General features: G+C 61.4%; 21 protein-coding genes. 10 read left to right on the top strand and 11 right to left on the bottom strand.

Translation table 11 applies throughout. The features are described 5' to 3' along the window. Positions 1-130: 130 nt before the first annotated feature. Positions 131-1,351 (bottom strand): MFS transporter, encoded by a 1,221-nt coding sequence (locus ACYF6X_RS15145; protein WP_130017548.1) that lies wholly within the window; start codon positions 1,349-1,351, stop codon positions 131-133. 178 nt (positions 1,352-1,529) lie between these two features. Here ACYF6X_RS15145 and ushA point away from each other — a divergent pair, with 178 nt between their 5' ends. After that, on the top strand, positions 1,530-3,182 hold the full coding sequence (gene ushA, locus ACYF6X_RS15140; protein ID WP_130017549.1) for a bifunctional UDP-sugar hydrolase/5'-nucleotidase UshA: 1,653 nt from the start codon (positions 1,530-1,532) through the stop codon (positions 3,180-3,182). Between the two features lie 150 nt (positions 3,183-3,332). After that, a complete protein-coding gene (dacB, locus tag ACYF6X_RS15135) occupies positions 3,333-4,799 on the top strand; it encodes a D-alanyl-D-alanine carboxypeptidase/D-alanyl-D-alanine endopeptidase (RefSeq protein ID WP_130017550.1) in 1,467 nt (488 codons plus the stop codon). Positions 4,800-4,809: 10 nt separating this feature from the next. On the opposite strand, the gene ybaK is transcribed toward dacB, so the two are convergent. The 3 genes from ybaK to copA all read right to left on the bottom strand — a co-directional run bounded on the left by ybaK (position 4,810) and on the right by copA (position 9,169). Further along, positions 4,810-5,289, bottom strand: coding sequence for a Cys-tRNA(Pro)/Cys-tRNA(Cys) deacylase YbaK (ybaK, locus tag ACYF6X_RS15130; RefSeq protein ID WP_004940240.1), 480 nt, complete (start codon positions 5,287-5,289; stop codon positions 4,810-4,812). Positions 5,290-5,517: 228 nt separating this feature from the next. Next, positions 5,518-6,324, bottom strand: coding sequence for a TraB/GumN family protein (locus ACYF6X_RS15125; protein ID WP_130017551.1), 807 nt, complete (start codon positions 6,322-6,324; stop codon positions 5,518-5,520). Between the two features lie 133 nt (positions 6,325-6,457). Next, positions 6,458-9,169: a copper-exporting P-type ATPase CopA gene (gene copA / locus ACYF6X_RS15120; protein ID WP_130017552.1), complete on the bottom strand. Its 2,712-nt coding sequence runs from the start codon at positions 9,167-9,169 to the stop codon at positions 6,458-6,460. 108 nt (positions 9,170-9,277) lie between these two features. Here copA and cueR point away from each other — a divergent pair, with 108 nt between their 5' ends. After that, complete coding sequence (cueR, locus tag ACYF6X_RS15115; RefSeq protein ID WP_047728634.1) at positions 9,278-9,679, top strand: Cu(I)-responsive transcriptional regulator; 402 nt, start codon at positions 9,278-9,280, stop codon at positions 9,677-9,679. Here cueR and ACYF6X_RS15110 read toward each other — a convergent pair. The 3 genes from ACYF6X_RS15110 to allS all read right to left on the bottom strand — a co-directional run bounded on the left by ACYF6X_RS15110 (position 9,676) and on the right by allS (position 12,032). Beyond that, positions 9,676-10,137 (bottom strand): NfeD family protein, encoded by a 462-nt coding sequence (locus ACYF6X_RS15110; protein WP_025301808.1) that lies wholly within the window; start codon positions 10,135-10,137, stop codon positions 9,676-9,678. The genes cueR and ACYF6X_RS15110 overlap by 4 nt on opposite strands. Before the next feature lie 2 nt (positions 10,138-10,139). Continuing rightward, the gene (locus ACYF6X_RS15105) at positions 10,140-11,045 is read right to left on the bottom strand and encodes an SPFH domain-containing protein (protein WP_004940203.1); all 906 of its coding nucleotides are present in this window, start codon (positions 11,043-11,045) and stop codon (positions 10,140-10,142) included. Between the two features lie 72 nt (positions 11,046-11,117). Continuing rightward, positions 11,118-12,032 carry an HTH-type transcriptional activator AllS gene (gene allS, locus ACYF6X_RS15100; RefSeq protein WP_063991003.1) on the bottom strand — a complete coding sequence of 305 codons (915 nt, stop codon included), beginning with the start codon at positions 12,030-12,032 and terminating at the stop codon, positions 11,118-11,120. 353 nt (positions 12,033-12,385) lie between these two features. Between allS and ACYF6X_RS15095 the strand changes: the two genes are divergently transcribed. From ACYF6X_RS15095 to ACYF6X_RS15065, 7 genes are all read left to right on the top strand, one after another. Next, on the top strand, positions 12,386-12,871 hold the full coding sequence (locus tag ACYF6X_RS15095; RefSeq protein WP_063991004.1) for an ureidoglycolate lyase: 486 nt from the start codon (positions 12,386-12,388) through the stop codon (positions 12,869-12,871). Positions 12,872-12,941: 70 nt separating this feature from the next. After that, positions 12,942-13,757: an HTH-type transcriptional repressor AllR gene (allR, locus tag ACYF6X_RS15090; protein WP_063991005.1), complete on the top strand. Its 816-nt coding sequence runs from the start codon at positions 12,942-12,944 to the stop codon at positions 13,755-13,757. Between the two features lie 119 nt (positions 13,758-13,876). After that, a complete protein-coding gene (gene gcl, locus ACYF6X_RS15085; protein ID WP_107227200.1) occupies positions 13,877-15,658 on the top strand; it encodes a glyoxylate carboligase in 1,782 nt (593 codons plus the stop codon). 11 nt (positions 15,659-15,669) lie between these two features. Beyond that, complete coding sequence (gene hyi, locus ACYF6X_RS15080) at positions 15,670-16,449, top strand: hydroxypyruvate isomerase (protein ID WP_039566969.1); 780 nt, start codon at positions 15,670-15,672, stop codon at positions 16,447-16,449. Between the two features lie 10 nt (positions 16,450-16,459). Beyond that, positions 16,460-17,341 carry a 2-hydroxy-3-oxopropionate reductase gene (gene glxR, locus ACYF6X_RS15075; RefSeq protein ID WP_063991007.1) on the top strand — a complete coding sequence of 294 codons (882 nt, stop codon included), beginning with the start codon at positions 16,460-16,462 and terminating at the stop codon, positions 17,339-17,341. A gap of 253 nt (positions 17,342-17,594) precedes the next feature. Further along, positions 17,595-18,848 carry an MFS transporter gene (locus ACYF6X_RS15070; RefSeq protein ID WP_223915619.1) on the top strand — a complete coding sequence of 418 codons (1,254 nt, stop codon included), beginning with the start codon at positions 17,595-17,597 and terminating at the stop codon, positions 18,846-18,848. A gap of 129 nt (positions 18,849-18,977) precedes the next feature. After that, a complete protein-coding gene (locus ACYF6X_RS15065) occupies positions 18,978-20,120 on the top strand; it encodes a glycerate kinase (protein WP_130017553.1) in 1,143 nt (380 codons plus the stop codon). Between the two features lie 53 nt (positions 20,121-20,173). On the opposite strand, the gene allE is transcribed toward ACYF6X_RS15065, so the two are convergent. From allE to allD, 4 genes are all read right to left on the bottom strand, one after another. Continuing rightward, positions 20,174-20,959 carry a (S)-ureidoglycine aminohydrolase gene (gene allE, locus ACYF6X_RS15060; protein WP_049213831.1) on the bottom strand — a complete coding sequence of 262 codons (786 nt, stop codon included), beginning with the start codon at positions 20,957-20,959 and terminating at the stop codon, positions 20,174-20,176. A 58-nt stretch (positions 20,960-21,017) separates the two neighbouring features. Continuing rightward, positions 21,018-22,277 carry an MFS transporter gene (locus ACYF6X_RS15055; protein ID WP_130017554.1) on the bottom strand — a complete coding sequence of 420 codons (1,260 nt, stop codon included), beginning with the start codon at positions 22,275-22,277 and terminating at the stop codon, positions 21,018-21,020. After that, positions 22,274-23,521: an allantoate deiminase gene (allC, locus tag ACYF6X_RS15050; protein WP_130017555.1), complete on the bottom strand. Its 1,248-nt coding sequence runs from the start codon at positions 23,519-23,521 to the stop codon at positions 22,274-22,276. Before allC ends, ACYF6X_RS15055 begins: the two co-directional genes overlap by 4 nt. A 173-nt stretch (positions 23,522-23,694) precedes the next feature. Then, the gene (allD, locus tag ACYF6X_RS15045; RefSeq protein WP_063991013.1) at positions 23,695-24,744 is read right to left on the bottom strand and encodes an ureidoglycolate dehydrogenase; all 1,050 of its coding nucleotides are present in this window, start codon (positions 24,742-24,744) and stop codon (positions 23,695-23,697) included. Positions 24,745-25,047 lie beyond the last annotated feature (303 nt).

Raw genomic sequence — 25,047 nt, 5'->3', positions numbered from 1 at the left:
GTAAAAAAGCGGAGGATTTTACTTAAGGTGCGGCAATGAGGCAATTTTGTGTCAGATAAGCCAAATAACATTGGTTTATCCGTGGGATAACCCGGATGAATAAATAATTTCATCCGGGTATTCGGCGGGGTTATTGCGCTTTATGTTCCATATTGGGCAGTAGCACCGTTATAATGCCGATCAGCGGCAGGAAAGCACAGATTTGGTAGACCAGCTCGATACTGGTCAAATCGGCGACATAACCAAGAACTGCCGCGCCTAACCCGCCCATACCGAAAGCAAAACCGAAGAATAAGCCGGAAACCATGCCGACTTTACCGGGGATCAGCTCCTGTGCGTAGACCAGGATGGCGGAGAATGCCGAGGCGAGAATAACCCCGATGATCACCGTTAAAATGCCGGTCCAATAGAGCGATGCATAGGGTAAAACAAGGGTAAACGGCGCTGCACCGAGAATGGAGCCCCAAATAACATATTTACGCCCTATCTTGTCGCCGAGAGGCCCGCCGATAATGGTGCCTGCCGCTACCGCGAACAGAAAGGCGAACAGGTGAATCTGCGCGTTCTGCACCGAAACGCCAAACTTATGTATCAGATAAAAGGTGTAATAGCTGCTGATGCTGGCCAGATAGAAGTATTTGGAGAAAATCAGCACCAGCAGGATGCCCATCGAGTAGGCTACGGTACGTTTTGGCAGCGGTTTCAGCAGCGACGGGCTTTTTGGCTGCCCTTTGGTTGCCCGATGCTGATGTTGATACCACTTGCTGACCTGCAGCAACACCACGATCGCCAGCAGCGCCGCCAGCGAGAACCAGGCGACGTTGCCCTTGCCGTAAGGCGCGATGATCAGCGCCGCCAGCAGTGGGCCGAGCGAGCTGCCGAAGTTGCCGCCGACCTGGAACAGCGACTGCGCCAGGCCGTGCCGCCCGCCGGAGGCCATGCGCGCCACGCGCGAGGATTCCGGGTGGAACACCGATGAGCCGGTGCCCACCAGCGCCGCCGCCAGCAGCACCAGCGGGAAGGTGCTCGCCACCGACAGCAGCAGCAGGCCGGACAGGGTAAAGCCCATGCCGATCGGCAACGAGTAAGGCTGCGGGTGTTTATCGGTGTAATACCCGATCAGCGGTTGCAGCAGCGAGGCCGTCAGCTGATAGGTCAGGGTAATCATGCCGATCTGCACGAAGCTGAGGTGGAAATCGGCTTGCAGGATCGGGTAAATCGCCAGGATCAGCGACTGGATCATATCGTTGAGCAGGTGAGACACGCTGATGGCGCCGAGGATGGAGAAGGCGGTGCCTTTCACCGCACTGCCCTTGGCGGGCGGCATCGCGCTTTGGCTACTGTCGGTCATATTATTATTAGCCTGATAAGTTGTTGAGCACAGAGATGACATCTTAGGCAGGGCGCCCAATTTTTACCATATCTGAAATAATCAGACTCACATCGCAAAAATTTGAAATCAGCTGTCATTAATTCGCGCTACAATTCCGTCCTCATCATAAAAGCTATTGAATACACGGAGATCCGCCATGCGTTTTTCGCTGAAAACCACCGCATGCGCGTTGGCCGTTTCCCTGACGTTGCTGTCGGGGAGCGCCAGTGCCTGGGAAAAGGATAAAACCTACGCCATTACCATTCTGCACACCAACGATCATCACGGTCACTTCTGGCAGAACGATCATGGCGAATACGGTCTGGGCGCGCAGAAAACGCTGGTGGACGGCATTCGTCAGGACGTGGCGGCGCAGGGCGGCAGCCTGCTGCTGTTGTCCGGCGGTGATATCAACACCGGCGTGCCGGAATCGGACTTGCAGGACGCCGAGCCGGACTTCCGCGGCATGAACCTGGTGGGCTATGACGCGATGGCGATCGGCAACCACGAATTCGACAACCCGCTGAGCGTGTTGCGTCAGCAGGAAAAATGGGCAACCTTCCCGCTGCTGTCCGCCAACATCTATCAGAAAAGCACCGGCCAGCGCCTGTTCAAGCCTTACGCCTTGTTCGACAAGCAGGGCATCAAGATTGCCGTTATCGGTCTGACGACCGACGACACCGCCAAGATTGGCAATCCGGAATACTTCACCGACATGGAGTTCCGCGTGCCGGCGCAGGAAGCGAAGCAGGTGGTGGAGCAACTGCGTAAGGACGAGAAGCCGGACGTGATTATCGCCGCTACCCACATGGGGCACTACGACAACGGTGAACACGGCTCGAACGCGCCGGGCGACGTGGAGATGGCGCGCAGCCTGCCGGCCGGATATCTCGACATGATCGTCGGCGGCCATTCGCAGGATCCGGTGTGTATGGCCGGCGACAACCGCAAACAGGTGGATTATGTGCCGGGCACGCCGTGCTCGCCGGATCGCCAGAACGGCACCTGGATCGTGCAGGCGCACGAGTGGGGCAAATACGTGGGTCGCGCCGACTTCGAATTCCGCAACGGCGAGCTGAAGCTGGTGCATTATCAGCTGATCCCGGTAAACCTGAAGAAGAAGGTGGAGAAGGCGGACGGCACCAGCGAGCGGGTGTACTACACCCAGCAAATTGCGGAAGATTCGACCATGATGAAGCTGCTGACGCCGTTCCAGGAGAAGGGCAAAGCGCAGTTGGGCGTGAAGATCGGCAGCGTTAACGGCAAGCTGGAGGGCGATCGCAGCAAGGTACGCTTCGTGCAGACCAACCTGGCGCGGGTGATGCTGGCCGCGCAGAGGGAGCGCGCCGATGCCGACTTCGCTGTGATGAGCGGCGGCGGGGTGCGCGATTCGATTGAAAGCGGTGATATCACCTACAAGAACGTGCTCAAGGTACAGCCGTTCGGCAACACCCTGGTGCATGTCGATATGACAGGCAGCGAGATTGAGCAATACCTGGCGGTGGTGGCCAACATGAAGCCGGATTCAGGCGCCTACGCCCAGTTCGCCAACGTCAGCCTGGTGGCGGACGGCAAGGGCGTCAGCGAGGTGAAGATCAACGGCCAGCCGTTGCAGGCGGATAAAACCTACCGTATGGCGACGCTGAACTTCAACGCGCTGGGTGGCGACGGCTATCCGAAGCTGGACGGGCTGCCGAGCTACGTCAACACCGGCTTTATCGATGCCGAGGTGCTCAAGCAGTACATCGAGAAACACTCGCCGCTGGATGCGGCGGCTTACGAACCGAAGGGCGAGATCGTTTATCGCTAATCGCCACCGCAGCGGCCAGCCCCTCATGGGCGGGCCGCCTGTTTTCCCGCCGAAAACCCTGCCTCAAATGCACGCAAAAGTCGCCGCCGCCGCCTTCCAATGATAGCCTGAGCAACAATTTGGTTTTGATAACGCAAGCAGGGAGATGACATGTTGAAAACCGCAGGCTGGCTGCTGCCCGCCATCCTGGCGCTGGCGGGGTGTTCGTCATCCGGCCAACGCCATGAGCAAACGCTCAGCCAGGCGCTGGCGGCCCTCGGCCAGGACAAGGCGCTGGTTGGCGCGTCGAGCGGCGTGATGGTGCGCGATGCCGACAGCGGCACCGTGCTGTATCAGTCGCACGCGGAGCAGCGCCTGGCGCCGGCTTCCAACATGAAGATGTTCACTTCTCTGGCGGCATTCGGCGTGCTGGGGGCGGATTACCGGTTTGAAACCCGGTTGCTGACCACCGGCGAGCAGCGCGGCGACACCTTGCGGGGGGATCTCTATCTGCAGGGCAGCGGCGATCCGACGTTGCATCCGGACGATCTCGACACTTTCGCCGCCACGCTGGCGCAGCGCGGCATTCGCCATATTCATGGGCGGCTGATCCTGGACGCCAACGCGTTCGATCAAACGCCCTTCGGCGCCGGTTGGAGCTGGGACGACGAACCCTTCGCCTTTGCCGCGCCGATCTCGGCGCTGAACTACGCCTTTACCCCCGGCGGCGATATCAACGTGGTGCGGGTGGAGGTGCAGGCGGGTGCCCGCGCCGGTGCGCCGGGACGGGTGAGCTTCTATCCCGCCAATGACGCGGTGACGCTGGCCAACCGCACCAGCACCGGCGGCGACACCGCACTGACGTTCGATCGCCTGCCGGGCAGCAATCGAATCGTGGTCAGCGGCACCATCGCCGCGCAGGCGGAGACCCGCTCGCGATTGATCACCGTCGATCAACCGGCCCGCGTGGTTGGCGCCTTATTGCAAAATGCCCTGCGCACGCATGGCATCACGCTGCGCGGTAACGCTGAAGAGGGCGTGACCCCTGCCGATGCCCGGCTGCTGGCCGAAAAAACCTCGCCGCCGCTCTCCCGCCTGGCCGTCACCTTCCTGAAGGTGTCCAACAACGGTTACGGCGAGGTACTGACCAAAGCGATGGGCCGCAAGACGCAGGGCAAGGGGGATTGGGCCGCCGGCCTGCAGGCGATTAGCCGGTTTGTGCAAAGCCAGGGCATCGAGGCCGGCGCGTACCGTCAGGTGGACGGTTCCGGGCTGTCGCGCATGAACCAAATCACGCCGCAGCAGCTAACGACGCTGCTGTTGGCGGCCAGAAAACAGCCGTGGTTCGCCGACTGGTATCGCGCCTTGCCCGTCGCGGGCCAGCCGGGGTTGCTGGTGGGCGGCACGCTGCAGAGCCGTATGGTAAAAAGCGCGGCGGCGGGCCGCGCCCACGCCAAGAGCGGTTCCATGACCGGGGTATCGTCGCTCAGCGGCTATGTCGACTCGGCGGCCGGGCGGCCGTTGGCGTTCGCCATCATCAGCAACAACTATCTGGTACCCGGCGCGGAGGTGAAGGCGCTGGAGGACCGCCTGGTCGAGACGCTGGCGGCCTGTGACGCTACGGTGGTGTGCCGCTGAGCGCGCGGCGTCAGTCGCGTTTGGCGATGTCGGCGAAGCTGCCGGCCAGCAGGCGGCACAGATCGGCGGCGGCCAGCTCGATGTCCAGCCCGCGTTTGCCGCCGGAAACGTAGATGGTGGCGAACGCTTGCGCCGGGCTGTCGATCACCGTCGGCAGCCGTTTTTTCTGCCCCAGCGGGCTGATGCCGCCCACCAGATACCCGGTGACGCGCTGCGCCAACTGCGGATCGGCCATCTCGGCCTTTTTGGCGCCAAGCGCGCGGGCGACCTTTTTCAGATCCAACTGGGTGGCGACCGGCGTGACCGCCACCGCCAGGTGTTTGGCGTCGCCGTTCAGCGCCACCAGCAAGGTTTTGTAAACCCGATCGGCATCCAGCCCCAGCTTTCTCACCGCTTCGTCGCCGAAATTAGTTTCGTCGCTGTCGTGGTGATACGGATGAAGGGTAAAGGCGACCTTTTGTTTCTCAAGCAGAACGACTGCGGGCGTCATGATGTGTTGTCCAGAATGCCCCCTGCGGGGGAAGGGTGATAACCAGCCTTAAAAATACAAAAATCCAACCTGCCCGGCAACCTGAGCGGCTGTTACATAAAGCGGGTTGCCAAGATATTCACCGGGTTGCTACCCTGTTTGTTGTAACCGTTAACACGGTTGCTATGCGTATAACTAGAATACAAGAAATTCCTCTTTGACTGGCCAATAGCGATATTGGCCTCTTTTTTAGCCCTGCGGCTGCAGCATCGCCGGCAGGTTATCCTCGCCGTACAGGTGCAATGCGCCAACCGCCACCACATAGTCCCCGGCCGGCAGCGCCTCCAGCTGACGCCGCCAGTCGCGATTGCGCTGATGCATCAGCACGTCGTACAGCCCGGCGCTGAAGGTGGCGGGCAGGGTGTCCAGCGTGCCGCGCGGTTTGGCGTCCAGCCACCAGCTCACCATGGTTTGCAGCAGCCGCGCGTTGGTGTGCCAGTGTTCCAGCGTATCGCGCAGCAGCGCAATGCCGCCTTCCGGCAGCTGTTCCAGCATCGCCAACTGCTGCTGCGCCCCTTCCAGTTCGATCACCGGTTTGTCCTGCGCCCTGGCGGCCTGCAGCAGCTGATAGTCCACGCCGTACTCTGCCCGCAGCCCCAGACGCTGAGCCTGGCGCGCCTGCATCATCAGCGCCACCTGCCAGCCGGGCAGGGTGGCGAAGGCGTGCGGATCGGTGCCCAACTCGTGGCACAGCGTCAGCAGCCGTTGAAATTCTTCGGCGGACAGACGCTGTTCCAGCGCCGGCTGCTGTTCTGCGTGGTCGAAAGGGGAGGCGGCGCCGGTGATATCGGCTTCGACGATCAGCGCGTCGGCCTGTTGCAGCCGGGCGGTCAGCCGGGGCGGCAACGGCGACATATCGACGGTGCCCATATGGATGCTGCCCACCAGATGCAGCCGACGATCGCCCGACAGAGTGATGTCCAGCGCCGGATAAGCATAACGTTTGGGGGAGATCAGGCCGAGAAAGGCGGCGAGGCGGCGTAACAGTTGACCCATACGGCGTGGCTCCTGAATAACGGGTGCGCGTTTCAGCATGAAAGGCGAGAGAAAATCATCATTCATGCTAAACGCTATCCGCCGCGCAGGAAAGCCCGGAAAACGGCGGGGCGCCATGACGGCGCCCCGGCGATCACTTCCTGGGTTTAAAACGCAGCAGCCGGTTGGCATTGCTGACGACGGTAATCGACGACAGCGCCATCGCCGCGCCCGCCACCACCGGGCTGAGCAGCGTGCCGGTCAGCGGGTAAAGCACGCCGGCGGCGATCGGGATGCCCAGCGTATTGTAGATAAAGGCGCCGAACAGGTTCTGCTTCATGTTGCGCAGCGTGGCCTTCGACAGTTCCACCGCATCCGCCACGCCGTGCAGGCTGTGGCGCATCAGGGTGATGGCGGCGGTCTCGATGGCGATGTCGCTGCCGCCGCCCATCGCGATGCCCACGTCGGCCTGCGCCAGCGCCGGGGCGTCGTTGATGCCGTCGCCGACCATCGCCACGCGCTGGCCCTGCGCCTGCAGCTGCTTGATCGCCGCCGCTTTGCCGTCCGGCAGCACTCCGGCAATCACCCGATCGATACCGGCCTCTTTGGCGATGGCGTTGGCGGTCACCGGGTTGTCGCCGGTCAGCATTACCAACTGATATCCCTGCTGGTGCAGGCGCTGCAGCGCCGCGACGCTGTCCTCGCGCAGCGGATCGCGAATGGCGAACAGCGCGGCCGGTTTACCGTCAACGGCCAGCAGCACCGGCGTCACGCCGCGTTCGGCCTGGGCGCGCATCGGCGCTTCCAGTTCGGCGGTCGCAACCTGATGCTGTTCCAGCAGCGCGGCGTTGCCCAGCAGCAGCTGCACGCCGTCGATCTCCCCGCTGACGCCGGCGCCGCGCAGGGTGCGGAACTGCGCGACCTGCGGCAGGGTTTGCCCGCTGGCGCGTTCCATGATGGCGCGCGCCAGCGGGTGGTTGGAACCTTGCTCCAGCGCGGCGGCCCAGCCGATCGCCTGCTGCTCGCTGACCTGATTGAAAGTGAGGATGTCCACCACTTGCGGTTTCCCTTCGGTCAGGGTGCCGGTTTTGTCGAACACCAGGGTGTCCAACTGGCTGGCCTGCTGCAGGGCGTCGGCGTCGCGTACCAGCACGCCGAACTCCGCCGCGCGGCCGACGCCGGAGATGATCGACATCGGTGTCGCCAGGCCCAAGGCGCACGGGCAGGCGATGATCAGCACCGTGGTGGCGATCACCAGCGTGTAGACCAGCTGCGGCTGCGGGCCGAAGAAGTACCACATCGCCGCGCTGAACAGGGCGATCGCTACCACCGCCGGCACGAACACCGCCGAGACGCGGTCGGCCAGTTGGCCGATCGCCGGTTTACTGCTCTGCGCCTGACGCACCAGTTTGATGATGCGCGCCAGCGTGGTTTGGCTGCCGATGGCGGCGGCGCGGAACAGCACGCTGCCGTCGTCGACCACCGTCCCGGCATGCACTGTATCGCCGGGGCCTTTTTGCTGCGGCACCGCTTCGCCGGTCAGCATCGCTTCATCGAGCCAGACTTCGCCCTGCACGATGTCACCGTCGACCGGCACGCGATCGCCGGTGGTCAGCCGCAGCGTCATGCCGAGCTGCACCTCCGCCAGCGGGATATCGCGCTCGCCGTCGTCGGTTACCAGGCGCGCGGTAGGCGGCGTCAGATCCAGCAACCGCTCCAGCGCCTGCGAAGAACGCTGACGAGCGCGTTGCTCCAGCGCATGGCCGAGGTTGATCAAACCGATGATCATCGCGCTGGCCTCGTAATAGAGGTGACGCGCTGCCATCGGGAAGAAATCGGGCCAAATGTTGACGGCGATCGAATAGAGCCAGGCGGCGCCGGTGCCGAGCGCCACCAGGGTATCCATGGTGGCGCTGCCGTTCATCAGCGCGCGCCAGGCGTTGCGGTAGAAGTGCCCACCGGCGAACACCATCACCGCCAGGGTGATAACGCCGACCAGCAGCCAGGGCCGCTGGGTTTCCGGCGTCAGTGTCATGCTGCCGCCGAACAGCCCCCAGGCCATCAGCGGGATACCCAACGCCAGACCCAGCGCCGCCTGCCAGCTAAAGCGCTTCATGTTGGTGCGTGCGGTCTGCTGCTGACGCTCGCGGCGTTCGGTCTCGTCCTGAATCATTTCGGCACCGTAGCCGGCTTTTTCCACCGCCGCCACCAGCGCCTGCGCATCGGCGGCGCCGGTCACCAGCGCGCTGCGTTCCGCCAGGTTGACGCGCGCGTGCTCTACGCCGGGAACGCTTTGCAGCGCCTGCTGCACTTTATTGACGCAGCTGGCGCAGGTCATGCCGCTGAGCAGCAGCTGTACGCTGTCGTCCGCGCCGTCGGTTGCCGGAAGGGGAGATTGCGCCGCTGGCTGAACGTCCGGCAACGAAGGTGTTGCGTCAGTCAACGGCTCAGTTTTTGGGGCGACGGCGCCCGCTACGCTGGCGTGATAACCGGCATCTTCCACCGCGGCGATCAGCGCCTGTGGATCGGCATCGCCGTACACTTTCGCGCTGTCGATCTCGACCTCGGCGGCGAACACGCCCGGCACCGCTTCCAGCGCTTTGCGGGTGGTGCCGACGCAGTGCATGCAGCTCAGGCCGCTCAGTTGCAGTTCGGTATCGGCGTGCGGCGCGACCTCGGCCTGATAACCGGCGGCAATCACGCTGTCGATCAGCGCGCTGTCCGGCGCGTCGCCGGTCACTTTGGCGTAATGTACGTTAACGTCCGCCTGTTCGACATCGCTGCGGCTTTCCAGGGCTTTTTTCACCCGCTGCGCGCAGTTCATGCAGGACAGCCCCTGCAACGCCAGCATAGTGGTGTGTGACATGATTGGACTCCTTGCGTAGAAGGCGGTGTTTAAAGGTTGACCGCCTGACCTGTTTTCACTAAGAATGGAGCTTAAACCTTCCAGCAAGGGTAAGGTCAAGGAGGGAAAATGAATATTAGCGACGTCGCGAAAAAAACCGGGTTAACCAGCAAGACGATTCGTTTTTACGAAGAGAAAGCGCTGATTACCGCCCCGATCCGCAGCGATAACGGTTATCGCCACTATTCCGCCAGGCACGTCGAAGAGCTGACGCTGCTGCGCCAGGCGCGGCAGGTAGGCTTCAACCTGGACGAGTGCCGCGAGCTGGTGGCGTTGTTCAACGATCCGGCCCGCCACAGCGCCGACGTGAAGGCGCGCACGTTGCAGAAGGTGGCGGAGATTGAAAGGCACATCAGCGAACTGGGCGAAATGCGCCAACGCCTGCTGGCGCTGGCTGACCAATGCCCGGGCGACGAGGGGGCGGAGTGCCCCATCATCAATAACCTGGCGGGGTGCTGTCGTTCGAATTAACGGCTGATGGCGCGGATCACCAGCGTGACGCCTTCCACCGCCACCACTTCCACTTCGGTGCCGGCGGGCAGATCTTCTGCCGCTTGCGCGCGCCAACTGCTGTCGCCGATATTGATGCGCCCCATGCCGTTGTGCATCGGCTCCGTCAGCGTAGCGCGGGTGCCGATCAGCTGGCGGTTGCGCTGGTTGAGCACCGGCGACCCGCCGGATGCGGCCGCCGGGCGCCGGCGCAGCCAGTACCACCACAGGTAGGCGACGACGACGGTCAGGACGGCGAAGATCATGCCCTGCCACGCCCAGGAAAGCGGCGGCAGCAGCCAGATCAGAGCGCCGACCAACAGCGCCGCCACGCCGCTCCACAGCAGATAGCCGCCGGCGCCGAGCATTTCCGCCGCCAGCAATACGCCCCCGAGGGAGAGCCAAAACCACAGCGGATTCGCCGCGATCAGTTCGAGCATGATTATTTGCCTTTGCTTTCTTTCAGCAGTTCGGTAATGCCGCCGATCGAGCCGAGCAGGCTGCTGGCGTCCAGCGGCATCATCACCACTTTGCTGTTGTTGGAGGAACCGATCTTCTGCAGCGCGTCGGTGTATTTCTGCGCCACGAAGTAGTTCACCGCCTGAATGTTACCGCTGGCGATGGCGTCCGACACCAGCTGGGTGGCGCGCGCCTCGGCCTCGGCGGCGCGTTCACGCGCTTCCGCCTGCAGGAACGCCGACTGGCGTTCGCCCTCGGCCTTCAGGATCTGCGATTGTTTCTCCCCTTCGGCACGCAGAATGGCCGCCTGACGCACCCCTTCCGCCTCGAGGATGTCGGCGCGTTTGGTACGTTCGGCTTTCATCTGGGCGTTCATCGAGGCGATCAGTTCCGCCGGTGGCCGCACGTCGCGGATCTCGATACGGGTGATTTTCACCCCCCACGGATTGGTCGCTTCATCGACGATGTGCAGCAGGCGGCTGTTGATGCTGTCGCGTTGCGACAGCATTTCGTCCAGCTCCATTGAGCCGAGCACGGTACGGAAGTTGGTCATGGTCAGGTTGACGATCGCCTGTTCGAGGTTGCTGACCTCGTAGGCGGCGCGCGCCGGATCGACCACCTGGATAAAGCACACCGCGTCGATGGCGACGTTGGCGTTATCGCGGGAAATGACCTCCTGCGAGGGGATGTCCAGCACCTGCTCCATCATGTTGATTTTGCGGCCGATGCGATCCATGAACGGCACCACCAGGTTCAGGCCCGGCATCAGCGTTTTGGTGTAGCGGCCGAAGCGTTCTACCGTCCATTGGAACCCCTGCGGCACAATTTTGACGCCGGCGAACACCACAATCAGCGCGACGACGATCACGATGGGAATAAAAGTAAGCATGCAAACCTCCTGTCAGACATATGTAAACAGATATTACGTCAGCGCCGGAAAAATGCCTACCGTTACCGCGACTTAATCCAGGGCGCCGACCAAACCCGCGATCAGCGGATCCCGCGTCTGGAACAGGTTGATAAGGGTGCGCACCGCTTCACCGCCGCGAGCGTCGGACCAGGCCAGCGACAGGGGAGAGGGTTGGCGCGGATATTTGAGCTGCTTAGCCACCAACTCGCCGCTATCAAGGTAAGTTTGGCACAGCTGGCGCGGAAGGAAACCGATCCCGAGGCCGCGCAGATGGCACTCCAGCTTGGTGCGCAGGTCCGGCACCTTGATCTCCTGTTGGCCCGACAGCAGCCAGGCGGTGCGCTTGGCCAAATGGCGTGCGGTATCTTCGACGTTGATCGCGGCGTAAGGGCGCAGCTGCGTTTCGTTCAGCGGATCGGCGGCGGCGGCCAGCGGGTGCGTCGGCGAGATGGCGAACACCCAATCGATCTTGCCCAGCGGCAGTACCTTGATGCTGTTTTCCAGCGATTCGTTGCCCGCCGCGCCGATCGCCAGATGGCAATCCTCATTCAGCAGCGCGTCCCACACGCCCATGTACACCTGGCGAGAAATGTGGAATTGGGTGAACGGGTATTTGTCGTGCAGGTGGGCCAACAGCCCGGCCACGGCGGCGGCGTCGTACAGCAGGTTGTTGATCACGATATTCACCTGATGCTCTACGCCGTCGTTGATTTGCCGCAGTTCGCCCGGCATGGCGTCCAACCAGGTGTGCCACTGGCGGCAGCGCTCCAGTAAATATTCTCCGGCCGGCGTCAGGTTGACGGTGCGGGTGGTGCGGATAAACAGCTGCGTGCCGATGCTCTCTTCCAGCGTTTTGATGCGGTAGCTGATGGTGGCGGTGGTTTTATGCAGCAATTCTGCCGCGCGCGAGAAGCTTTGGCACTCGGCAACTTTGATAAACGAACGAATGGTTTCGTGATCCAGCATGTGGGGTCCTTGGCTGACACCGCCTTTTCGGTTATCGGTGAGAAGAATCTACTGATGTTGCGGCGCGATAGGCAGCGGCAAAGCCCAACCCCACGATCCCGGTCACAGAATCATCCGATAGCGATGAATATGCGCCGCCCCATTTTGCCCGATGATGAATCAGGTGATTTTTTAATTCATTGATTTAACGCAACTAATATTGTTATTCGATCGTAAAGTGTGCGGGTGATCTTATTGTGGAAAAATTTTCCAAAAAAATGCTGTCAAATTCACCACGCGCTGTCTAGAGTGAAGTCGTTGGGTGAAATATTGCCGTTCAATCGTCGTCTGGGTCATGCGTTTTGGAGAATCACATGGATTTAGTCATCGAAGAATTAACGCCGGCGGCCTTTGCGCCTTACGGCGATGTATTGCAGATAGAGGGCTCGCGTTTCTTTCATATCAATGACGGGAAAACCGAGCGTTATCACGATCTCGCCAAGATAGAGGTGTCCGACGGCAACCGGGTGCTCGCCAGCATCAACCGGGCGGAACCCAGCGAGCTGCCGATGACCTTTTCCCTGTTGGAAAAGCATCCGCTCTCGTCGCAGGCCTTTGTGCCGATGAACGGCGAACGCTTCGTGGTGATCGTCGCCGAACCGGGCGAAACCATCCCCGTCGGCACGCTGCGCGCCTTTATCACCAACGGCAAGCAGGGGATCAACTATCATCGCAACGTCTGGCATCACCCGCTGTTTGCCTATGCGAAGGTCACCGACTTTTTCACTATCGATCGCGCGGGTGCCGACAACTGCGTGGTCAGCCGCTTGCCGGAGCCGTATCGCATAGTTTTGGCATAGCGCTGGCCGCACGCCGCGCAGGGCGTTTATCATAGCGTCACCCATGCCGTTACTGATAAAGGAAGCTTGAATGACCGAATTACGCAGGAAAGGACGACCCGCCACCGAAGCCGGTGCCACCAAAGGGGCGCAGGCGTTGGATCGTGGGCTGGAGATCCTCCAGTACCTGGCCAACGCCGGGGGGAGTTCGTCGGTTTCCGTGCTGTCCGAAAAGCTGGAGTTGCCGCTGTCCACCACCTTCAGATTGTTGAAAGTGCTGGAGAAATCGGAATTCGTCTTTCAGGATCCACAGCTGGGCTGGTGGCATATCGGCATTCAGTCGTTCACCGTCGGTTCCGCTTACATGAACGATCGCGACGTGGTATCGGTGGCCGGGCCGTTCATGCGCCGGCTGATGTTGCTGTCCGGCGAGACCGCCAACCTGGCGATCCGCAACAATTTCGACGCGGTGCTGATTCGTCAATGCGAGTGTCAGGCGATGGTGCGCATGTGCGCGCCGCTGGGCAGCCGTTTGCCGCTGCACGCCTCGGGCGCCGGCAAGGCGCTGCTGTACCCGCTGGCGGAAGAGGAGATGCTGGATCTGATCGTGCGTTCGGGGCTGCAATCCTACACGCCGAAGACGCTGACCAGCGTGAACCTGCTGCGCAAGGATCTGCATCAGTCGCTGGCGCAGGGCTACACCATCGACGATGAAGAGCACGCGCTTGGCCTGAACTGCCTGGCTTCGGCGATTTTCGATCGCAACAACAACGTGATCGCCGCCATCTCCATCTCAGGGCCGAGTTCGCGAGTCGGCAAGGAGCGGTTCAAGGAGCTGGGTGAACTGGTGGGTGAAGTGGCCAGAGATATCAGCGCCGCGCTGGGCGAATCGCGCAGCAGGGCGTAAACGTCGCGCGCCGGGCTGAACCGGCGCGAAGCAAGACTCCCCGTTTGATGAGCAAACGGGTTTTTTTGACCGCAATTTTAAGTTGGAAAAATTTTCCAATAAATTAAGGAGAGCATCACATGGCAATTATGCGAGCGGTAGACGCGGCAATGCACGTGCTGGAAAAAGAAGGGATCACCACTGCGTTCGGCGTGCCCGGCGCGGCGATCAACCCGTTCTACGATGCGATGCGGCGGCACGGCGGCATCAAACACTACCTGGCGCGGCACGTGGAAGGGGCCTCGCACATGGCGGAAGGGTACACTCGCGCCGCCGCCGGCAACATCGGCGTGTGCATCGGCACCTCCGGCCCGGCGGGCACCGACATGATCACCGGGCTTTACTCCGCCTCCGCCGATTCGATCCCGATCCTGTGCATCACCGGCCAGGCGCCGCGTGCGCGTTTGCACAAAGAAGATTTTCAGGCGGTAGACATCGAATCGATCGCCAAGCCGGTGACCAAGATGGCGGTCACCGTGCAGGAACCGGCGCTGGTGCCGCGCGTGCTGCAACAGGCGTTTCACCTGATGCGCTCCGGCCGACCGGGCCCGGTGCTGATCGATCTGCCGTTCGACGTGCAGATGGCGGAGATCGAGTTCGATCCGGACACCTACTCTTCACTGCCCGCCTATAAGCCGGCGGCCACCCAGATGCAGATCGACAAAGCGCTGGATCTGCTGTGCGCGGCGAAAAAACCGCTGATCATCGCCGGCGGCGGCATTCACAACGCCGACGCGGCGGATCTGCTGCAGCAGCTGGCGGAGATCTGCAATGTGCCGGTGATCCCGACGCTGATGGGCTGGGGCGCCATTGCGGACGATCACCCGTTGATGGCGGGCATGGCGGGCCTGCAAACCTCGCACCGCTACGGCAACGCCAACCTGCTGGATTCGGATCTGGTGTTCGGCATCGGCAACCGCTGGGCCAACCGCCACACCGGCTCGGTGGACAAGTACACCGCCGGGCGCAAGGTGGTGCACATCGATATCGAGCCGACGCAGATTGGCCGGGTGATCTGCCCGGATCTGGGTATCGTCTCCGACGCGCGCATCGCGCTGCAAATGCTGGTGGACACGGCAAAGCGCCGCTTCGAACGCGGCGAGTTGCCGAATCGCGACGCCTGGTGCGCCGCTTGCCTGCAGCGCAAGCAAACGCTGCTGCGCAAAACCCACTTCGACAACGTGCCGGTCAAGCCGCAGCGGGTGTATGAAGAGATGAACCGCGCCTTCGGCCGCGACGCCTGCTACGTCACCACCATCGGGCTGTCGCAGATCGCCGCCGCGCAAATGCTGCACGTTTTCGAGCCGCGTCACTGGATCAACGCCGGCCAGGCCGGCCCGCTGGGCTGGACGCTGCCTGCGGCGCTGGGCGTATGCGCCGCCGATCCGCAGCGCAAGGTGGTCGCGCTGTCAGGCGACTATGATTTCCAATTCATGCTCGAAGAGCTGGCGGTCGGCGCACAGTTCAAGCTGCCCTATATCCACGTGCTGGTGAACAACGCCTATCTGGGGCTGATCCGCCAGGCGCAGCGCGGGTTCGATATGGATTACTGCGTGCAGCTGTCGTTTGAAAACATCAACAATGCGGAGATTGGCGAGTACGGCGTCGATCACGTCAAGGTGGCGGAAGGGCTGGGCTGCAAGGCGCTGCGGGTGTTCAAACCGGAAGAGATTGCGCCGGCGTTCCGTCAGGCCCAGGAACTGATGCAGCAGCACCGGGTGCCGGTGGTGGTGGAAATCATCCTGGAGCGCGTCACCAATATTTCCATGGGTACCGAGCTGGATAACGTCAACGAGTTCGAACCGGTGGCGGCAACGCCGGAAGACGCGCCGACCTCGGTCAACTTCTTTGATTACCGTTGAGGAGCCTTACCATGCCGAAATTTTCAGCCAACCTGTCCATGCTGTTCACCGAAGTCGATTTCATGCAGCGCTTCCGCCGGGCGAAGGAGCAGGGCTTCAGCGCGGTGGAATACATGTTCCCCTATGACTACCCGATCGCCGCGTTGCGCAGCGAACTGGAGGCGCATCGCCTGAGCCAGGTGCTGTTCAACCTGCCGGCCGGCGACTGGGCGGCGGGCGAACGGGGCATCGCCTGCTTGCCGGGGCGTGAAGCGGAGTTCCGCGACGGCGTCGGGCGCGCGATCGAGTATGCGCAGGCGCTGGGCTGCGATCGCATCAACTGCCTGATCGGCAATCCTGATCCCGCCGTCAGCCGCCACACCACCGACGAACGGGTGAAGGAGAACCTGAGCTACGCCGCCGACACTCTGGCGCGGCAGAATATCCGTCTGCTGATCGAACCGATCAACCGCTACGACATGCCGCAGTTCTACCTGCAAACCTCCCGGCAGGCGATCGAACTGATCGAAGCGATCGGCAGCCCCAACCTGTATCTGCAGTACGACCTTTACCACATGCAGCGCATGGAGGGGGAGCTGACGCAGACTCTCGAGCGCCTGCTGGCGAAGATCGACCACGTTCAGGTCGCCGACAACCCGGGGCGGCATGAGCCGGGCACCGGCGAAATCAACTGCGAGTTTATCTTCGCGCAGCTGGATCGCATGGGTTATCGCGGCTGGATCGGCTGTGAATACAAACCGCTCACCACCACGGAAAGCGGCCTATCATGGATTAAAAAATACCTGTCTTGAGGAGATGAAAATGAAAGTGGGATTTATCGGTCTGGGCATCATGGGCGCGCCGATGGCGGAAAAGCTGCTGGCGGGCGGGCATACGCTTTACGCCCACACCCGGCATGAGGTGCCGGCGGTGCTGTTGCAGCAAGGGGCCATCGCCTGCCGCGATCCGCAACAGGTGGCGAATGAGGCGGACGTGATCTTTATCATGGTGCCGGATACGCCGCAGGTGGAGGAGGTGCTGTTCGGTGAACGTGGCTGCGCCGCCGGCAAGCTGAACGGCAAAGTGGTGGTGGACATGAGCTCTATTTCACCGCTGGAGACCAAGCGGTTCGCGCAGCGCATCAACCAGCTGGGTGCCCAGTACCTGGACGCGCCGGTTTCCGGCGGCGAAGTGGGCGCCAAACAGGGCACGCTGACCATCATGGTGGGGGGCGAGGAAGCGACCTTCGAACGGGTGCAGCCGCTGCTGGCGCTGATGGGCAAGAACATCACGCTGATCGGCGGCAACGGCGACGGGCAAACCTGCAAGGTCGCCAACCAGATCATCGTGGCGCTGACCATCGAAGCGGTCTCCGAGGCACTGGTCTTCGCCTCGCGCGCCGGCGCCGATCCGGCCCGGGTGCGCGAAGCCCTGATGGGCGGTTTCGCCTCGTCGCGCATTCTGGAGGTGCACGGCGAGCGGATGATCAAGCGGGCGTTCGCGCCGGGGTTCCGCATCTCGCTGCACCAGAAGGATCTCAATCTGGCGCTGCAGGGCGCGAAGGCGCTGGCACTCAGCCTGCCGAATACCGCCACCTGCCAGGAGCTGTTCAACGTCTGCGCCGCCAATGGCGACGGCGAGCTGGATCACTCCGCGCTGGTGCGGGCGCTGGAAATCATGGGTAACCACCGGGTGGCCGGCTAAGAGCACCCCCGGCATTTGATTTGCCGGCTTATCGTTAGAATCAGAGATGTTCGACATTAATAACGCCCTCTTTATGATAAATAAAGAGGGTCCCCGCCAATCCAAAAAAAATGATTCAGCACAATAAAAAGTAAAAAGCAGGATGCCAACCAAGGAGACACTGAATATGGCAACCGATAATGCTGTTATTGATAAAGATATTCTTACCGCCCCTGACAAAAACCGTTTATATCGAAAAATCGCCTGGCGCATTATGCCCATTTTATTAGTGAGCTATATCGTCGGTTATCTCGATCGGGTTGGGATCTCGTTTTCGAAATTCCAAATGATGCCCGATATTCTGAACGGCAATGTCTCGATGGCCGAAGCCGTTTACGGGCTGGGCGCCGGGGTGTTTTTCATCGGCTATATCATCGCCGGGGTACCCAGTAACATTCTGCTGAGCCGCTACGGCGCCAGAAAGATCATCGCGCTGCTGATGGTGGTGTGGGGGGCGATCTCGATGCTGAGCATCTTTATCACCAACCCCTGGCAATTCTACCTGGCGCGTTTCCTGCTGGGGCTGGCGGAGGCCGGCTTCTACCCCGGTGTGATCCTCTATCTGACGCTGTGGTTCCCGTCCAGCCAGCGTGCCAAGATGACGGCGCTGTTCGTATGCGGCATCCCGGTCAGCAACATCATCGGCGGCCCGCTGTGTGGGTGGATCATCGAGCACATGAACGGCCTGATGAATCTCTCCGGTTGGCAGTGGCTGTTCTTTATCAGCGGCCCGCGCGCGCTGCTGATCGCCATCGTCATCTTCTGTTTCCTGGATAATACCTATCAGAGCGCCAAGTGGCTCAGCCCGCAGGAGAAGGCGCTGATCAAAGAGGATATGGCGCAGAGCGCGCCGCGCCAGGGCGCCGCCGGCGGGCAGGAGTGGACGATGAAAAGCATGCTGAGATCGTCCGCGTTCACCAAAATGTGGCTGATTTGCTTCTGCACCGTGATGGGCCAGGGCGGGCTGGCGTTTTGGGTGCCGACCATTATTCGCGACACCGGCGTGACCTCGGTGATGGATATCGGCCTGCTGACCATGCTGCCGTACATGCTGGCGGTGGTGGCAATGCTGGCGGCCGCACGCAGTTCGGACAAGCATCGCGAGCGGCGCTGGCACATCATCGTGCCGTTCTGCATCGCCGCGGTGTCGCTGATCTTTATCGGCCTGTTCCCGGACAACAAGCACGTGGTGATGGCGGCGCTGTGCGTGGCGGTGGCGTCGAGCCTGGTGCCGTCGCCGCTGTTCTGGAGCCTGCCGAACGCCATTTTTACCGGCACCTGCGCTGCGGCGGGCATTGCGCTCATCAATTCCATCGCCAATATCGGCGGTTTTATTTCACCTTATATCATCGGCTATTTCAAACAGCTGACCCACAGCAATTTGGCGGCGATGTGCGTCTTGTCGACGATGATGATACTGGGGGCGATATTAACCTACAGCGTGCCGGCGAAATGGGTCAATAAATAACACTTTCCTTCAGCTTCATTAAATAGTCGGCAACAGTTTTATTTTTATTTCGCCATGCATTTCTCATCTGATTATTTCAGCGGGGGAAGGCATGGCCATTTTTATTTCGTCTCGAATAAAGGAGGCAGCATGAAAATTGTTATTGCACCGGATTCATTTAAAGAAAGCGTCAGCGCAGAACGGGCGGCGCAGGCGATCGCGCGCGGCTTTCACGAGGTTTATCCCGATGCCGAGTGCGTCTGCCTGCCGATCGCCGACGGCGGCGAAGGCACGGTGGACGCGCTGGTGGCCGCCACCGGCGGGCGCAAGGTGACGGTATCGGCGACGGGGCCGCTGGGGGAACGGGTGACGGCGTTTTATGGCATCAGCGGCGACGGCAAGACGGCGGTGATCGAAATGGCGGCGGCCAGTGGATTGATGCTGACGCCGGCGGCGCGCCGTAACCCGCTGCTGGCGACCAGCTACGGCACCGGTGAACTGATCCGGCATGCACTGGATCAGGGCATTCGCCACCTGATCCTCGGCATCGGCGGTAGCGCCACGGTGGATGGCGGCGTCGGCATGGTGCAGGCGCTGGGCGGGCGCTTCTACCGCCCGGACGGCAAGGCGTTGCCGTGGGGCGGCGGCGAGCTGGCGACGCTGAGCGGAATCGATCTCAGTACGCTGGATGCGCGCCTGCGGCAGTGCCGAATCGAGGTCGCCTGCGACGTAGACAATCCGCTGGTGGGGCCGCGCGGCGCGGCGGCGGTGTTCGGGCCGCAGAAGGGCGCGACGGCGGCGATGGTGGCGCAGTTGGAACGGGGCCTGACGCAGTATACCGAGGTGATCCGCCAGAGCACCGGTCACGACGTGCGGCACGTCGCCGGCGGCGGGGCGGCGGGCGGCATGGGGATCGCCTGCCAGGTGTTTCTCGGCGCAACGCTGAAGCCGGGTATCGAGATCGTGATGGCGGCGCTGGGCCTGGAGCAGGCGCTGGCGGAGGCCGATTTGCTGATCACCGGCGAAGGGCGCATCGACAGCCAAACGCTGGGCGGCAAGGCGCTGTCCGGCGTCGCCCGTCTGGCGCGCGCGCGCGGCCTGCCGGTGATCGCGTTGGCCGGCGTGGTGGAGGACGGGGCGGAGGCGCTGCACGCGCAGGGAATCGACGCGATGTTCAGCATTCTGCCGCGCCTGAGTACGCTGGAGGTCGCGCTGTCGCAAGGGGAACTCAACCTGCAGCGCAGCGCCGCCAACATCGCCCGCGCGATGCGCATCGGCCGCCGATTGGGATAAAAAAGAAGGCCACGCTGCGCGAGCAGGTGGCCTTGGTTTTGGCGGCGAAGCGCTTACGGCTCGACGTCGCGGTTGCAGTCCTTGGAGTAGATGTAGCTGAAGGTTTCCTGGCCCACCGCATAGCCCGCCTGCTGCACATAGGCGCCCATGAAGATGTAGTCGCCTTGCTTCACCGGCATCCATTCATTGTCCAGGTTGTACACGCCGGCGCCGCTGAGAATGTAGGCGCCATGTTCCTGCACGTGGGTCTCGATGTAGCCGTGGCTGGCGCCGGGGGCGAAGGAGAGGATGTGCATATTCATGTCGAAGCCCAGATCTTTCGGCAGCAGATCCTGCAGGATCACCTCGCTCATACCCTCGTAGTGGATCTTCTCCAGGTTGGCGACGTTGTTGCTGACCACGTGCGCTTCATAGCCCTTGATGCGCTGGTAGCGGCGCTTGTAGAGGAACAGGCGGCTGGATTGACCGCCGTTGGCGTTTTCCAGCCGCATCGTGACGCCCGCCGGGCAGTAAAGGTAGCCGCCGGCGGTCAGCGGGTAGTCGGTGGCGTCGGCGGAAGCGGTGATGGCGCCGTCGATGACGTACACGAAGGTTTCGATCTCTTCGCCGCCAAAGCCTTTGGTGTTGCGGCCGCAGTCGTGCAGCGTCACCAGATAATCGACGAAGGTGGCGCCCAGTTTCGGCGTCGACAAGATGGTGACGTCGCAGTTTTCAAAACCGGGAATGACGTTGCGCACCAGACCGTTCGGCGGGATCAGCGCATAGTTGCCGCGTTTGATGATGGCGCGCGTTGACAGAATGTCGGTTGGATAACCGGTTTGATTGTTGAAGTAACCCACGTTGATTCTCCTGATCGTTGAAAGGGCGCCGCGGCGGCGCCCGGTAAAAAAAGCGCCGTCAGGCCTCGGTGGCCGTTTGGGCTGCCGTAGTGCGTTTCATCAAGACGTTGACGGTGAAGAAAATGGCGGTGCCCACCAGCAGGATGGCGGCGGAGATGTAAAAACCCATCACCTTGGAGCCGGTGCTGTCGGAGATCACGCCGGTGAGGAAGGGGGCGATCACCGACGAGGACATGCCGAAGAAGTTGAACACGCCGAAGCTGGTGCCATAGCCTTTCTTCGGCGCGTTGTCGGCGACGAAGGAGATCATGATCGGATCGACCGCCAGTTTACCCAGCAATCCGTACAGGATCAGGCTGATCAGCAGCATGGTGGAGTCCGGCGAAATGACGGTGCAAACCAGCATCACCGCCGCGCACAGCTCGAGGAAAATGATCAGCTGTACCTTCTTGTTGCGGAAACGGTCGGACATGCGGCTGAAGAACAGCGCGCCCGGCACCGACGCGAACGCCACCAGGGCGGAGGAGAAGCCGATGGCCACCCCTTCAAAGCCGCGCTCCTGCTGCAGGAACGAGGGCAGCCAGGTGACTATCATGTAGTAGCCGTAGCAGGTGGCGAAGTACATCGCGTAGGCGGAGATCATGCGCAGGCTGAACAGGCCGCTGGGCTGGCCGTCCTCTTCGGGCTCGGCAGCCGTCGGCGCAACGGTCTGGCTGACGGCCGCCGCGGCTTGAGGCTGCGAGCCTTTGATGACCACGGCGAACACCAGCGTCATCACCACCAGCAGGCCGGTGATGATGAACAGCATGATCTGCCAGTTCATGTTGAAGCTTTTCACCAGCAGGCTGGAGGCGATCAGGCCGATGGCCATGCCGAGCGCCGAGCCGCTGTTGATCACCGCGGTCGCCAGGCCTCGGCGTTCCAGCGGGATATTCTCCGACGACAGGGAGTAGGCCGAGCCGTAATACGAGCCGCAGCCCATGCCCGCCAGCAGGCTGCCGGCATAGACCATGGTCAGGCTGGTGGCGTTGCCGATCAGCAGCGTGGCGATGATGAACAGGCAGAAGCCCGGGATCAGCACCACCTTCTTGCCGAATTTGTCCACCAGGATGCCCGCCGGGATCTGCATCCCGGTGTAGGCGAAGAAGTAGAAGCTGGCGATCAGCCCCATTTCCGCATTGGAGTGCGCGCCGATGGTTTGTTGGATCTCGGGGAAGATCGGCGTCAGGACGGTGCGATAGATCCAGATCACCGCCCAGCCCAGACAGAGCACGACGACGATCTTTTTCCAGTAGCGCGGGTCGATGTCGTTGCTCATGCCTCGGCCCCCTGTTCGGTATAGGCCAGCTGATACAGCGTCTGCGCCAGGATTTTCACCCCTTCGTTCAAATCGGCGACGGCGGTTTTTTCCGCCGGGTTATGGCTGATGCCGGCGATGCTCGGCACGAACATCATCACCGTCGGCATGCGCGGGGCGAAGATTTGCGAGTCGTGCCCGGCGCCGCTGTGCATCATGCGGTAATTCAGCCGCTGCGTTTCGCACAGGCGGCTAACGCAGGCCACCAGCTGTTCGTTCATCGGGATCGGCGCTTCGTCCATCCACAGATCGATCTCGGCCTCGATGCCCATCTCGGCGCAGATGCGCTGGATATCCTGCTCGATCTCCTGTGTGAAGCGCAGCAGCGCGGCCTGATCGGTGTGGCGGCAGTCGAGGGTGAAGTGGGTGAAGCCCGGCACCACGTTGACAGTGTTCGGCTTCGGCTCCACCTTGCCGAAGGTCAGCACCAGCGGGTCGCCCTCGGCGCGCGCCTTGGCGATCGATTCGCAGCAGATGCGGCTAAAGGCGTGCACGGTATCCCGGCGGTAGCTCATCGGGGTGGTGCCGGCGTGGTTGGCTTCGCCCTGCAGCCGCACGTCATAACGCCGTTGGCCGACGATGCTGGTCACCACGCCGATGGTTTTGCCTTCGGTTTCCAGAACCTTGCCCTGTTCGATATGGATCTCGACGAAGGCCGCGATGTCGCTGCGCAGCGGCTGATGCGGCGGGGGGAAATCGAAACCGGCGTCGCGCATGGCGTTGACGAAGCCGACGCCCTTGGCGTCCGTAATGTGCTGCACGTCTTCCCGCCGGGCCAGGCCGACGATGTTCTTGCTGCCCCAGAACACATAAGGGAAGCGGCTGCCTTCTTCTTCCGCCAGCGCGATGACTTCCAGGCTGCGTAGCGGCGGACCGTAGGTGTCTTTAAGGTATTTGATCGCCATGAAGGCGGCTTCGATACCGAACTGGCCGTCGAGGTTGCCGCCGTTGACCACCGTGTCGATGTGCGAACCGGAGAGAATCACCTGGTCGGGGTATTTGCTGCCCTCCAGTCGGCCGAACAGGTTGCCGACCGCATCAAAATGGGTGCTCAGCCCGGCGGCCTCGAAGGTATTTTTCAACGCGTGCTGCGCTTCGATCCATTCCGGGGTATAAAGCAGACGCGTCATGCCGCCGCTGGGGTCGGCGCCGATTTTCGATAACCAGCCGGAAATATCACGGATTTCTTGTTGGAAGTCTTTCATGTTTACCTGCCCGCATGTTATGTCTCAGCGGTGATGCGGCCAGGGCGGAGGCTATTCGCCGCCGGCCGGCCTATTGCGCTGAGCGCGCTGATGAAGGTTTTCTTTTTTTCTCCCCGGCTCTGACATATCAACCGCGAGCCGCGGCGTAAAAAGCCCACGATAATAAGAGTGCGTTAACTGGCGAAGGGATCTTTATGGTCGTAAGAACGCTGGTAAAGAGCATTTGAAATTAAGTATTGATAAATATCGTCGACGATTTCGATACCGTTTTTCTCGCTTTCCATTTCACGCGCATGGCTGTTCTGCCCCGGGTAAAGCACTTTGCTGACACCCGGCGCCGGCTTAACGGCATTCAATTCTTTCATGACCTGGCTGATATTTTTACGGAATGCGGATTCGTTGGTGAAATAACCCGGGTTCAGCACGATATGCAATTGGCCCAATTCCCGGCCGGCGCTGAGATCGTGATACATCGAGCTGACGTGTTTGCCGAACGGCAGGCCGAGCAAAATGCCCGACAGCACGTCGACCATCATCATCAGGCCGTAGCCTTTCGGCCCGGCGATCGGCAGCAGCCCGCTGACGGCGAACGGATCGGTGGTGTGCTTGCCCTCGGCGTCCACTGCCCAGGTATCGGGGATGGCGGCGTTGCGCGAACGGGCGTCCAGCACTTTGCCCCAGGCCTGCACGGTGGTGGCCATATCGAAGGTGATCAGCTCGTCGCCTTCGCCCGGTGCGGAGAAGGCGATGGGGTTGGTGCCGTAGTAGACCTCGGCGCCGCCGTACGGCACCACCATCGGATCGGACTGGCACAGCGAAATGCCGACCATGCCGGCGCGCGCCGCCTGCTGCACGAAGTACGACAGCGCCCCGCTGTGGCCGATGCGGCGCACGCCCACCACCGCCACGCCGTTCTCTTTCGCCATCTCGATGGCGCGATCCATGCTCAGCTTGGCCGCCACGTGCCCGGCGCCGTTGTCGCCGTCGAAAATGGCGCTGCAGGGGCCGGTTTTTTCAAAGGTGAAATGCGGGTGATTGTTGGTGCCGCCTTTGCTGATGCGTTCGGAATAGTATTCGACCCTGACCGCGCCGTGAGAATGAATGCCGCGCGCATCGGCATGAACCAGCACGTCGGCGACGATGCCGGCGTGTTCCTGGCTCAGGCCGGCGGCGTGAATTTTTTGCTGGATAAGCTGATGTAATTGTTGTTTAGAGACCTTCATATACAGTCCTTTTATCACTACGGTTTATTTAATTCGCCTCTGCGTTGTAATGTATAAATACCGGGGGGGAATAATGTGATCCAGATGCGTTTTATCCGATTGGATTAAAAATTCGTTGAATTAAATCGCCATTGTTAGAAGTTTTTTTATAAATGCTTTTTCCCGTCTGGATTAACTAATATTCAGGCGATTAAGTTATTTTTTCTAACAATGAATAAAGTGTGACCGTACTCACCTCAGGGCGTGGTTTTAATTTGTAGCTTGATCATTAACCTTTTCGCTGGATTCAATGCATCGCCGTGC

The sequence above is a fragment of the Serratia sp. ID 25-353 genome (genome assembly GCF_054792795.1).
Note: the sequence above shows the minus strand (reverse complement) of the source record. Positions and strands in the feature narration are given on the sequence as shown.